Below are 12,006 nucleotides of genomic sequence, written 5' to 3' on the forward strand. Positions count from 1 at the left end.
GCCTGATCGACGGCGCGATCGTGCTCGCCATCTTCGCGGGCAAGGCTGCCATCGCGCTTCTCGCCATCTGACACCGCGATCATTGCGGAACCTGCGCTTCGGCGCGGCCTTCGTGCAGCGCGCGTTCGGCGATCTGTTCGCCCTTGGCTTCCACGCTTTCGACCACGGATTTGAGATCGGGCGGCGGCGCTATGCGCTGGTCCTGCGTGGCTCCTTCGAGCGTGGACCAGGCGCCCCATACCAGCAGCAGGGCGGCGCCGGCGGCGAGGCCGGCCAGGGCAAAGACGCCTCCCGCCCGTGTCCGGCCGTAATCGTAGGTGCCGTCTCCGGCTTTGGCATTTTTCATCGAGCGACCCATTATCGTTCTATCGTTCGTGAGCGTTTCCTCACTTAGGTATAGATACGGATGAGCCGCGTCAGCGGATGCAACAACTCACCGGCCACTCACCACGTTTTATCTCATGTTAACCATGTTGGTTAACCTCTTGGGGGTGGCCAAAGCGTGTCCAGGCGGGCAGGGGGCGCCGCATGCAATCGGTTTCATCTCCCTGTATCGACCTGTGCCGTCTCGATGTTGCGGGAGAGCTGTGCGTCGGCTGCGGCCGTTCAATGGAGGAGATCGCCGGCTGGCAGTCGGCCGACGATGCGGAGAAGCGCGCCATTGTCGAGCGCGCCGCGCGCCGCCTTGCCGACGGCAGCACCGCGCAGGGCTGACCGGGCGGCCGATCCCGCCCCCGATCCTCCTCAAGGTCCCACATCCCCTTCGCCCATGGAAAAGGCGGCAGCCGCCCATGGGACAACTGCCGCCTTGATGCTGACCGGCGGTAAGGAGCCGCCGGCTAGGCTTATCAGTTCGTGGTCGCGGTGCCGTCTTCCACGGCGTCTTCCGCGCGGTCGCTCATTTCGCCAGCAGCGTCGGCCTGTGCGTCGAGCGCTTCTTCCTTGGCTTCGTCGCCCTGTGCTTCGGCAAGGTCGGCCTGCTCTTCAAGGACGTCTTCCTGCGATTCGTACTGCTGCTCGGCCAGATCTTCCTTGGCTTCCTGCTCGCTTTCCGAGCATGCGCCCAGCGCGGTCATGGCGAATGCAGATGCGACGATTGCGGTTGTCTTGAATTTCACTTGGTTTCCCCTTGTCGTGAATCTCGAGAGCGAGAATTCGCCCCTCGGCCCCTGCTACGAACGAGATCCGCTTTGGTGCCCGCTTTATCCAAAAAAAGTTGCGCCGGCGCCTTCCCGTCCTCCGCAACCGCCGCTGTTTCCGCAGGCCCGCCCTGCGCCAGCCGGTCGGCGAAATGGCGCGACAGCGCACATTCGCGGGTATCCGCCTCGCCCTCGCAAGCCACCTCCCGGTCCTCCGCAGTCGCAGCGGGTAGACCGGCCTCCACCTCGCGCCGGATGCGCTCGTACACCGGGTGCCCGGGGCGGATATGCTCGCTATAGCGTTCGGGGCGGCGGTTGCGCAGGAAGAACATCACCAGCGCCTCGTTATGCTTCACGCCATAGGTGATCAGCCCGCCATCGCGGTCGGTCTTCCATTCGGGCACGCCGTCGATCGCGCGGGCGAGCGCGCAATCCTCCAGCCGCTGCACGCCGCGCTCCACCGCAGCATCCCACGCGGCGGAAAACTCCTCCGCGCCGGGCCGGTTGCGCAGTTTGTACAGCGCCTCCATGCTCGCCCCGATATGCATCGCCGCCTGGGTGACGATGCCCGTCGCCGCCAGATGCGCGATGAAGGCGCGCTGGCGCCCGGCGGTGATGGAATTGCGGCGCGCGGCCTTGTGGGGCACGGGGGTAAAGGCCAGCAGCGGATCGTTCGGCTGCGGCGGCAGGCCGATCCGCGCCACGGCAGAGGTCGCCTGCCGCGCGATCTTGCGGGTGGGGGTAGGGCGGTCTGACATGGAATATCCTCTCTATTGGGCAGGATCGCCGGGGCGCAGGCCGGAGCGCCAGGGCAAGGAAAACGAAGACCCCCCACGGCGCAGCCGAGGCAAGCGCGACCGCGCGCCGCGGCTTATGCCGCGGAGCCAAGGCACACGGACGTGTGCCGCCCGGCGTTTGAGGGTCAAAAAAGAAAGACTACGGTCGCTCATGACCACGCATAGAATGCAGATTATTCCCGTGTAGGAAAATGGTTTTTACCGGCGCACTCTAATCCCTGCGCAGCCACGCCAGCGCGCCCGCATCCATCCCCTTGAACTTTGGCCAGCCGTCGGGATCGTCCCCCAGCGGCGCGCAGAGCAAAGCCGTGCCATCGGGCAATTGCCACTTGATCCGGTGGTAGAGCTTGGAGCGGGTGAGGGCGGAGCGGACCAGCCACAACCCGTCTTCCAGCGGATGTCCGTCGCCATGCAGATCGATCGGCTCCGCAAGCGCGGCGGCGGGATCGTGCCAGATCAGATAGAGCGTGGGTTCGTCGGCCATACAGCCTCAATGCAGCGCAGCCGCGAAAGTTCGGGAGAGCCTGCGCGAGGCCCAGCACCCCAAAGCCGGTCAGCCGATTTTGAAGATCACCCGGTAGCTACGCTGAACCTAAAGGATCTCAGCCCCCCCGCGCCATGTGGGATCATAATAGAAGGATCGTCATTGCGATTAGTCTAAATGCTCTGCTTCCAAGACTAAGTCAAAGTGCGCTGCTTCCAAGACTAAAGGGCGAGGGGGCATTCCCGACGGAGTTAAGCTAACTGTCGCTCGAATCAAAAATCGAGCAACTTTCGGAATTAATCGCATTTTCGGCCACTGAACCATCGCCACATATTCAATTATGTCTCTAAATGTATAGCTCTAGATGGCGTCTAAAAACGCGTGTAGCCCCTCCGGCATGTCGCTTCGTGAAGCAAGTAACGCAATATTTATTTCTGGGTTCCTTGCATTAATATCAGCGTTCTCGCTGAAAGGCGTCCGGTTGTCTCTAAACCGAGAAAATAAGCCTTCAAACCACTTCGTTAAAAACTGCGCTACAAACTTGCCTCGATAGCGGATGGTGCCGTCAAGCTGGCCAAATTCTGCTTCGAGATATTTTGCGGCCATAAAAGATGGCTCTCGATACAGATCAACTTGTACTTCTAATCTATAATTTTTTGGCGTAACCGCAGAGAAATCTATATCGATTACTTCATTGAGACCTTTTGGCAAAATCGCCACCCGCGAAATGTTGCACTTTTTAGCGACATAGAGACGACAGTTAATTTGCGCCATCAATTCAATAAATGCTTTGAAATCTATTGCTAGTTGATCAGCGATAGTTTGCCTCAGCGCCGGCTTCCCCCCGCAGCCAAAATCGTCCCGAAGTATTCTCTCGATAAGGTCACCGGAAACCAAATAGTTTTCGATGCTGTAGCGGTCAGTATAGAAGCAATACTCTTTCGCTTCAAATCCGTCCAAGTCGTCAAAATCTCTGTCAACAAAAATTCTAAACTGGCCGGCGTTGCCAACTAATCGCTTGAGAACCTTACTTATTTTTCTAGCTTCGCGTTTTCCATCACACACGTACGGTTCGTATTTTAGGTTGTGGTCGGCGCGAAAGATCCACTGACCCCACACCCTCCGATCGGTTACGCCTTCGAAGACAAAAATAGGTGCCGTCCCCGAGACGCTTCGAAATTTTAATAGCTGAAGTTGTGTGACAGCTAATGAATCCTTTTTGGCTTTAAGCCTTCTTACGAGCACATCCTCCATGGGAATTAAAAGTCGACTTCGTCGATGAAATTCTCATCGTCACCAAATTTGCTAGGATCAAAGGCGATGGTTAGAGGATACGCGAAATTCTCAAGAGAGTTATCAAAGACGAACGGCGAGTGGGTAATCGCGATTAATTGACGACAGTCTGGTGCATCCAAAATATCTGGTAATAAACTCAATTGCCAGTCTAGAGAAAGGGAAAGCTCCGGTTCATCAATAAGGACAATTTTCTTTCCGGGATAGAGGTACATCTTTGCGAAAAGAGAGACCATTTGTTTTTCACCCGACGACAATGAGTTAAGCGCGATGAGTCGATTAGAGATGAGGCTTAGTACCGTCACTGACAGGTCGCTTCGATTTAATTTGAGCAGTTTGCTTTCGGCCGAGGAACTTAACCGTCGTACCTCGGCCCATTCATGCTGCATCTCCTGTTCGGTAGCACTTCCGCTCAAATACTTATTGCAAGTCGCAATAAAGTCGTTAACCGAACGCTCAATATCCTTTGTTTTGTTAACAACATCGGTCAGCTGATCGAGAAAATAGCTCAGGAAGACGCTTGAGCGTGATGTGTCGTCTATGTTTTCTCCGTAAATTTGCTCAATATTGGGTGTCGCGATCTGCGAAAATGGACCGAACGTCTTTGAATCGGTTAATCGTCCAAAAAATATTTCAAGGTCTTCACGCGCAGGAACTCTGCCATCTTGAGCGTTCCAATGGTCTAACTTGTTGGCGATCATATCGTTTATGATCCGCGCCGTGAGATCACGATAGCCAGTGTTCGATTGGCGGGTAATTTGATTATTTAGAGACTCAAGCTGTTCCCGAATATCAGTCAAACCAAAGTTAATTTCCCCCGAGTGAATGCTATCTTCGGCAAATTGCAATCGAGGTTTTTGACGACGGCGCGGCAAATTTTCGTCACGCTTCAGAGTAAGTTCTAAGCGTCGATAAGTAGGTAAATATACAATCTGATAATCTTCGAACAATTCGGCGACGGCGTCATCAAGTGCAGATATAGACGGGATCAACCTTGTGATCGACGTCATTGCTTCATTCATGAAGCGGCGAAATTTCGGACGAGAATAGCCAAAATTTCGATAGATTTCAGAGGCAATTGGAGTATTGACGAAGTCGTCTTCATCCAAGACCGGCCAAAGGTCTAATGCGAAGTGCGCGAAGTCGACAGGATCGACACCTTGGCTCTTGGCTGGCTTACGAGCAAACTCTTCAGCCGCCGAATTCAACCGGTCAAAAGCGGCTTTATCAACTCTAATCTCTGGTCGACCGTGAAATTTTACAATAATCTGATGAAAGTCGAGGTTAATCAACTTAGCATAACGACGGGTGAGAATAGAGTTAAGAACGTTCAGTAACGTGGTTTTGCCAGCACCATTTGGTGCGATGACGACGCTAGCCGCCGTCGGCGATGAAAGGGTAAGATCGCGATAGCCATACATCCCTATTATCGAGAAGCTTTCGATAAGTGGACTTGTCGCTGCTTTTTGGTAATTTCCTTGCATCATCCCTCCGAAAGTGCTGCCAAGTTAGCGATAGTTCTGGTCGTCCTCAACGGAATTTTCCGTTTGATGCTTCTAACTCTGTCAGCCCAATTCGAATGTAAGAAGCGCAGCGATTACATCGCAGTTTCCTATTGATCAGAAACACTCAGCGTTGACTGTCATGTCTTGGGCCTCGGTTCTGAACGTTCCTTTGCATGACGGCTCGCCTACTGTCCTATTGCAACCCGACCTCTTCACCCCCACCTCATACCTAGCTACCAGTCGTGATCGACGGTCCCGAGGGCCAGTTGCCCTCCCTTCTTTCCATTTCGCCTCTTAGCCCGCGCATAAGCGGTCGCTGATGAGCGCCTGCGCGACATGGAAGGATCTTCCCATGACGAATTTCGGCACCATCAAGGCCTATGACAGCGGCAATGGCAGTGGCACCATCGCGCCCGAACAGGGCGGCGAGCCGCTTCATTTCGGCAAGAACGATGTGCAGCAGCGTGCGGCGGAACCCCAGCAGGGTCAGCGTTACGGCTACGACACCAAGCAGGCCGGTGGCGGCAAGGTCCATGCGACCAATCTGCGCCAGCAGCATCGCAGCGATGCGCACGGGCAGGCCGAAGCGGGAGATCCGCAGGCGCAGCAGGCCATGCAGCAAATGGGCTGATCGTGCGATCGGTCGGGGCGCGCCGTCCGGCGCGTCCGGGCCGTTCCCCCTCGGCTGGGCTTTTCTCCAACCCCCCGCGAAAGGGGAACCGTCATGGATATCAACGATCTGCTTCACGAACATGAGCTCGCCGTCCGGCGCGCCAGCGAGGCTACGGACGATGGCGAGCGTGGCAATCACTTCGCCAAGGTGGCCGAATATGCCGACCGCGTGCGGCGCATGCGCGAGGATAATGCGGTGAAGGCCAATCTCGGCCCCGTCACGATCACCATCACGCAGCCCGAAACCATCATCTACGGCACCTATACCGGCGCGCTCGAACAGCCTTCGGCCGCGGTGGCGGTTAATTCCTGGGAAGGCGAGGGCGGGGCGCTCGATCCGCCGCAGGTCGTTCTGCCGGCGGGCGTGATCTGCAACGATGTGCGCCATTATCACGTCGGCCCCTATGTCTATCAGGATCTGAACCTTGCGGTGGCCGAACACATGCGGCAACTGTCGCAGCAGGCGGCAGACGGCGCGGGCGATCCGCCGGTTGATGATCCTGCGCGCGATTGACGGAACTTGACCCTGTGCGCCCGTTTCACTATGTGCGCGCCCATCCGGTGTAGGAACCGCCTTGCGATTCCCATCGGGCAGATAGAGCTGAACATTGCCGGTCATGTCCCGGGGCTCCCATTTGGCGGGCCCTTTTCTATTGCAGCGAAAGCTGGGGGCAGCCGTCAAAGTAACCCGGTGGCCGTGTGGGCCGATGGGTGGAGCGTTTCAGGCTCGTGCGATCATGCCGCCCCGGTGCTTACCCGCGCCGCGCGCGCTGCAGGCACGAACCCGGCGTACCGCCCCATCAACCCTCTAGTCGCCGCCAACCAACGGTGAAGTGAGTAATCATGCCGACAATCAACCAGCTGGTCCGCAAGGGCCGCGTCCCGCAGAAGGCCAAGAGCAAGGTCCCTGCGATGGAGCAGAACCCGCAGAAGCGCGGCGTCTGCACCCGCGTCTATACGACGACCCCGAAAAAGCCGAACTCGGCTCTGCGTAAGGTTGCCAAGGTCCGCCTGACCAACCAGCGCGAAGTCATCTCCTACATCCCGGGCGAAGGCCACAACCTGCAGGAACACAGCGTCGTGCTGATCCGCGGCGGCCGTGTTCGCGACCTTCCCGGCGTTCGCTACCACGTCCTTCGCGGCGTGCTCGATACGCAGGGTGTCAAGGACCGCAAGCAGAGCCGTTCGAAATACGGCGCCAAGCGTCCGAAGTAAGGCTTTCCCTTTTTCCGTCACCCCGGACTTGTTCCGGGGCGGTGCTTCCTTCTCACGCGCACGTCGCTTTGAAGAAGAAGCACTGGCCCGGAACAGGTCCGGGCTGACCGATCAGATTTTGGAGACATTGAAATGTCACGTCGTCGTCGTCCCGAGAAGCGGGAAATCCTGCCTGATCCCAAGTTCGGTGATCAGGTCCTGTCGAAGTTCATGAACAACCTCATGTATGACGGCAAGAAAGCCGTTGCCGAAGGTATCGTCTACACCGCGCTCGACGTGGTGGAAACGAAGGCCAAGGCCAATCCGGTCGAGCTGTTCCACGCAGCGCTCGACAACATCAAGCCGCAGGTCGAAGTGCGTTCGCGCCGCGTCGGCGGTGCGACGTATCAGGTCCCGGTCGAAGTTCGCCCCGAGCGTGCCCAGGCCCTGGCCATCCGCTGGCTGATCACCGCTGCGCGCGGTCGTCCGGAAACCACCATGTCGGCTCGCCTCTCGGGCGAACTCATGGATGCGGCCAACAATCGCGGCAATGCCGTCAAGAAGCGCGAAGACACGCACCGCATGGCGGACGCGAACCGCGCCTTCTCGCACTACCGCTGGTAGGGCGCCCTGCTTGAAGGACCGGGGGAGGGGGATTCCTACTCTCCCGGTCTTCAAGTGGTCACATTGATACCCATATGGGGCGCGCACCTGCGCTAACCCCGAATTCGAGGAAAACCACATGGCTCGCGAATATCCGCTGGAGCGGTACCGCAATATCGGCATCATGGCCCACATCGATGCCGGCAAGACCACCACGACCGAGCGTATCCTCTACTACACCGGCAAGTCCTACAAGATCGGCGAAGTCCACGACGGCGCCGCCACCATGGACTGGATGGAGCAGGAGCAGGAACGCGGCATCACGATTACCTCGGCTGCCACGACCACCTTCTGGTCGGCCGAAGACGGTCAGGGTCCCAAGCACCGCATCAACATCATCGACACTCCCGGACACGTCGACTTCACCATCGAAGTCGAACGCTCGCTGCGCGTCCTCGACGGCGCCGTGGCCGTGTTTGATGGAGTTGCCGGGGTGGAACCCCAATCCGAAACCGTGTGGCGCCAGGCCGACAAGTACGGCGTCCCCCGCATGTGCTTCATCAACAAGCTCGACCGCACCGGCGCCGACTTCTACTATTGCGTCCAGTCGATCATCGACCGCCTCGGCGCGACCCCGCTGGTCCTCTATCTCCCGATCGGCGCGGAAAGCGACCTCAAGGGCGTCGTCGACCTCGTGAACATGCGCGGGATCGTCTGGGAAGACGACGGCCTCGGCGCGACGTTCAACTATGTCGACATCCCCGCGGACCTCGCCGACAAGGCTGCCGAATACCGTGAAAAGCTGGTCGAAACTGCCGTCGAGCAGGACGACGATGTCATGGAACAGTACCTCGAAGGCAACGAGCCTGACGCGGCGACGCTCAAGAAGCTGATCCGCAAGGGCACCATGGCGCGCGACTTCGTGCCTGTCGTCTGCGGCTCGGCGTTCAAGAACAAGGGCGTGCAGCCCCTGCTCGACGCTGTCGTCGACTACATGCCGAGCCCGCTCGACGTACCGGCCATCAAGGGCGTGAAGCCCGACAGCGACGAAGAAGACACCCGTCCGTCGTCGGACGAGGCTCCTTTCTCGGCGCTGGCCTTCAAGATCATGAACGACCCGTTCGTCGGGACGCTCACCTTCACCCGCATCTATTCGGGTCAGCTCTCCAAGGGTTCGGTTCTGAACTCGGTCAAGGAGAAGAAGGAAAAGATCGGCCGCATGCTGCTGATGCACTCCAACAACCGCGAGGACATCGATGAAGCATTCGCCGGCGATATCGTCGCGATCGCAGGTCTCAAAGAAACCACCACCGGCGACACCCTGTGTGCGTCGAGCGCTCCGATCATTCTGGAACGCATGGAATTCCCCGAACCGGTCATCGAACTGTCGGTGGAACCGAAGACCAAGGCCGACCAGGAAAAGATGGGCGTTGCGCTCAACCGCCTGGCTGCCGAAGATCCGAGCTTCCGTGTGACGACCGACCACGAAAGCGGTCAGACGATCATCAAGGGCATGGGCGAGCTTCACCTCGACATCCTCGTCGATCGCATGAAGCGCGAGTTCAAGGTCGAAGCCAACGTCGGCGCGCCGCAGGTGGCTTACCGCGAATATCTCGGCAAGCCGGTGGATGTGGACTACACCCACAAGAAGCAGTCGGGTGGTTCGGGTCAGTTCGGCCGCGTCAAGGTCAAGGTCACCCCGGGTGAGCGCGGCCAGGGCTTCGTGTTCGAAGACGAGATCAAGGGCGGTAACATTCCGAAGGAATACATCCCTGCGATCGAAAAGGGTTTCCGCGAGCAGGCTGAGAGCGGCCACCTTGTCGGCTTCCCGATCATCGACTTCACCGTGACGCTCTATGACGGTGCGTACCACGACGTCGACTCGAGCGCGATCGCGTTCGAAATCGCCGGTCGCGGTGCCATGCGTGAAGTGGCGGACCGTTCTGGCATCAAGCTGCTCGAGCCGATCATGAAGGTCGAGGTCGTCACTCCCGAGGATTATCTCGGCGACGTGATCGGCGATCTCAACAGCCGTCGTGGCCAGATCCAGGGCACCGACACGCGCGGCAACGCGCAGGCCGTGGAAGCCAACGTGCCGCTGGCCAACATGTTCGGTTACGTCAACGAACTGCGCTCGTTTACTCAGGGCCGCGCCCAGTACTCGATGCAGTTCAGCCACTACGACGAAGTGCCGGCCAACGTCGCGCAGGAAGTCAAGGAGAAGCTTGCGTAAGCTAGCTTTGAGGTCTAGGGGCGGCGCCTGATTCCGCGGGCGCCGTTTCCTCCCCGCAGAAATTAAATTTTTAAGACAGAGGTTATTTAAAAATGGCGAAGGAAAAGTTCGAGCGTAACAAGCCGCACGTCAACGTCGGCACCATCGGTCACGTTGACCACGGCAAGACCACGCTGACCGCGGCAATCACCAAGGTTCAGGGTTCGGCTGTCGATTTCGCAAACATCGACAAGGCTCCCGAAGAGCGTGAGCGTGGTATCACCATTTCGACCGCTCACGTCGAATACGAAACCGACGCACGTCACTATGCCCACGTCGATTGCCCGGGCCACGCCGACTACGTCAAGAACATGATCACCGGTGCTGCCCAGATGGACGGCGCTATCCTGGTCGTGAACGCAGCCGACGGCCCGATGCCCCAGACCCGCGAGCACATCCTGCTCGCCCGTCAGGTCGGCGTTCCGGCTCTGGTCGTGTACATGAACAAGGTCGATCAGGTCGACGACGAGGAAATCCTCGAGCTCGTCGAGCTGGAAGTTCGCGAACTGCTCAGCTCGTACGACTTCGACGGCGACAATATTCCGATCGTCAAGGGTTCGGCTCTGGCCGCTCTCGAAGGTCGCGATCCTGAAATCGGCGAAAACTCGATCAAGGAACTGATGGCTGCCGTCGACGAGCACATCCCGACTCCGGACCGTCCGGTCGACAAGCCGTTCCTGATGCCGATCGAAGACGTGTTCTCGATCTCGGGTCGCGGTACCGTTGTGACCGGCCGCGTCGAAACCGGCGTTGTGAACGTTGGCGACGAAGTTGAAATCGTCGGTATCAAGGACACTGCGAAGACGACCGTGACCGGCGTTGAAATGTTCCGCAAGCTGCTTGATCGCGGTGAAGCTGGCGACAACATCGGTGCCCTGATCCGCGGCGTTGCCCGTGAAGACGTCGAGCGTGGCCAGGTTCTGGCCAAGCCCGGTTCGGTCAATCCGCACACCGAGTTCAGCGCAGAAGTGTACGTCCTTTCGAAGGACGAAGGCGGCCGTCATACGCCGTTCTTCGCGAACTACCGTCCGCAGTTCTACTTCCGCACCACCGACGTCACCGGCGAAGTGATCCTCCCCGAAGGCACGGAAATGGTGATGCCTGGCGACAACGTGACGATCAGCGTTAAGCTGATTGCACCGATCGCCATGGACGAAGGTCTGCGCTTCGCAATCCGCGAAGGCGGCCGCACCGTCGGCTCGGGCGTTGTGAGCTCGATCACGAAGTAATTTTCGTCGGATCAAGTTAAATCGCGGGCCCGCTCCTCTTCAAGAGGGGCGGGCCTTCGTTTTATGAGGGTGAAGGTTGAGATCGTACCTTCCTCTTCGGCCAATATTCCGTCTTCACAAATTCGACGGAATTGAGGGGTTGCCATGTGCGAGTCTCACCCGTATATGCGCGCCAAGAGACGGGGATTCGTCCCCTGAACACAACGGATTCATGAAAGGTCGCCCGTTCCGGGAAACCGGCACCAGCGGGGCTGGCCTTTCTTTTTTGTGGATCGGAAACGGTCCATTGGCTCTTTCGCATCGGTGTAGGTAATGGAAGCTCAGAATATCCGCATTCGCCTCAAGGCGTTCGACCATCGTGTTCTCGACCAGGCAACTGGCGAAATCGCAGATACCGCACGTCGCACTGGCGCGCTTATTCGCGGCCCCATTCCAATGCCGACGCGTATCGAGAAGTTCACCGTGAACCGCGGCCCGCACATCGACAAGAAGTCGCGCGAGCAGTTCGAGGTGCGCACCTACAAGCGGCTGCTCGACATTGTGCAGCCCAACGCCCAGACCGTCGACGCTCTTATGAAGCTCGACCTTGCTGCCGGCGTGAACGTCGAAATCAAGCTGGCCTGAGCCGACTGATTTCCGTCCCCCTCCCGGACGTTAAACGGGCAGGGAAGTTCAGGGGCGCTCGATAGCCCCGCCGGTCCGGAAGGTCCGGCAAGACATCGGGATACCGCCGGTCTGTTCCAGAAGGAATTAGATCGGGTCTGCGTCCTCCGTCTCGCTACCTAGGCAATATGCTGTGGTGGCACTCAGCCCGGACG

The 12,006-nt window shown here is 58.4% G+C and carries 14 protein-coding genes; 8 read left to right on the forward strand and 6 right to left on the reverse strand.

Annotated elements, in window-relative coordinates; translation table 11 throughout:
- Window positions 1–79: 79 nt before the first annotated feature.
- Window positions 80–346: a hypothetical protein gene (locus ACIGGE_RS10955; protein ID WP_196846425.1), complete on the reverse strand. Its 267-nt coding sequence runs from the start codon at window positions 344–346 to the stop codon at window positions 80–82.
- A 182-nt stretch (window positions 347–528) separates the two neighbouring features.
- Between ACIGGE_RS10955 and ACIGGE_RS10960 the strand changes: the two genes are divergently transcribed.
- A complete protein-coding gene (locus tag ACIGGE_RS10960; RefSeq protein WP_196846424.1) occupies window positions 529–714 on the forward strand; it encodes a DUF1289 domain-containing protein in 186 nt (61 codons plus the stop codon).
- Window positions 715–848: 134 nt separating this feature from the next.
- Here the strand turns inward: ACIGGE_RS10960 and ACIGGE_RS10965 are convergent, their stop codons facing one another.
- The 5 genes from ACIGGE_RS10965 to ACIGGE_RS10985 form a co-directional block, all read right to left on the reverse strand.
- Window positions 849–1,118: a hypothetical protein gene (locus ACIGGE_RS10965; RefSeq protein WP_196846423.1), complete on the reverse strand. Its 270-nt coding sequence runs from the start codon at window positions 1,116–1,118 to the stop codon at window positions 849–851.
- A complete protein-coding gene (locus ACIGGE_RS10970) occupies window positions 1,115–1,897 on the reverse strand; it encodes a hypothetical protein (RefSeq protein ID WP_397490368.1) in 783 nt (260 codons plus the stop codon). The genes ACIGGE_RS10965 and ACIGGE_RS10970 overlap by 4 nt, the downstream gene beginning before the upstream one ends.
- 250 nt (window positions 1,898–2,147) lie before the next feature.
- Window positions 2,148–2,420, reverse strand: a complete 273-nt coding sequence (locus tag ACIGGE_RS10975) for a hypothetical protein (RefSeq protein ID WP_397490369.1) — start codon at window positions 2,418–2,420, stop codon at window positions 2,148–2,150.
- Window positions 2,421–2,780: 360 nt separating this feature from the next.
- Window positions 2,781–3,674 (reverse strand): DUF4435 domain-containing protein, encoded by an 894-nt coding sequence (locus ACIGGE_RS10980; protein ID WP_397490370.1) that lies wholly within the window; start codon window positions 3,672–3,674, stop codon window positions 2,781–2,783.
- A 5-nt stretch (window positions 3,675–3,679) separates the two neighbouring features.
- Complete coding sequence (locus ACIGGE_RS10985; RefSeq protein WP_397490371.1) at window positions 3,680–5,200, reverse strand: AAA family ATPase; 1,521 nt, start codon at window positions 5,198–5,200, stop codon at window positions 3,680–3,682.
- A gap of 370 nt (window positions 5,201–5,570) precedes the next feature.
- On the opposite strand from ACIGGE_RS10985, the gene ACIGGE_RS10990 reads away from it, so the two are divergent.
- From ACIGGE_RS10990 to rpsJ, 7 genes are all read left to right on the forward strand, one after another.
- On the forward strand, window positions 5,571–5,849 hold the full coding sequence (locus ACIGGE_RS10990) for a cold-shock protein (RefSeq protein WP_397490372.1): 279 nt from the start codon (window positions 5,571–5,573) through the stop codon (window positions 5,847–5,849).
- A gap of 93 nt (window positions 5,850–5,942) precedes the next feature.
- The gene (locus ACIGGE_RS10995) at window positions 5,943–6,404 is read left to right on the forward strand and encodes a hypothetical protein (protein WP_397490373.1); all 462 of its coding nucleotides are present in this window, start codon (window positions 5,943–5,945) and stop codon (window positions 6,402–6,404) included.
- A gap of 329 nt (window positions 6,405–6,733) precedes the next feature.
- Entirely contained in the window at window positions 6,734–7,105 is a 372-nt protein-coding gene (gene rpsL, locus ACIGGE_RS11000) for a 30S ribosomal protein S12 (protein WP_006831873.1), read from the forward strand.
- 132 nt (window positions 7,106–7,237) lie between these two features.
- Window positions 7,238–7,708, forward strand: coding sequence for a 30S ribosomal protein S7 (gene rpsG, locus ACIGGE_RS11005; protein WP_103023192.1), 471 nt, complete (start codon window positions 7,238–7,240; stop codon window positions 7,706–7,708).
- Between the two features lie 118 nt (window positions 7,709–7,826).
- Window positions 7,827–9,920, forward strand: a complete 2,094-nt coding sequence (gene fusA / locus ACIGGE_RS11010) for an elongation factor G (RefSeq protein ID WP_103023193.1) — start codon at window positions 7,827–7,829, stop codon at window positions 9,918–9,920.
- Between the two features lie 92 nt (window positions 9,921–10,012).
- Window positions 10,013–11,188 carry an elongation factor Tu gene (tuf, locus tag ACIGGE_RS11015; protein ID WP_103023194.1) on the forward strand — a complete coding sequence of 392 codons (1,176 nt, stop codon included), beginning with the start codon at window positions 10,013–10,015 and terminating at the stop codon, window positions 11,186–11,188.
- 312 nt (window positions 11,189–11,500) lie between these two features.
- Window positions 11,501–11,812: a 30S ribosomal protein S10 gene (gene rpsJ / locus ACIGGE_RS11020; protein ID WP_006831877.1), complete on the forward strand. Its 312-nt coding sequence runs from the start codon at window positions 11,501–11,503 to the stop codon at window positions 11,810–11,812.
- Window positions 11,813–12,006: the final 194 nt, after the last annotated feature.

This window comes from Qipengyuania sp. NPDC077410 (genome assembly GCF_044543405.1).
Lineage (GTDB): Bacteria > Pseudomonadota > Alphaproteobacteria > Sphingomonadales > Sphingomonadaceae > Qipengyuania > Qipengyuania pacifica.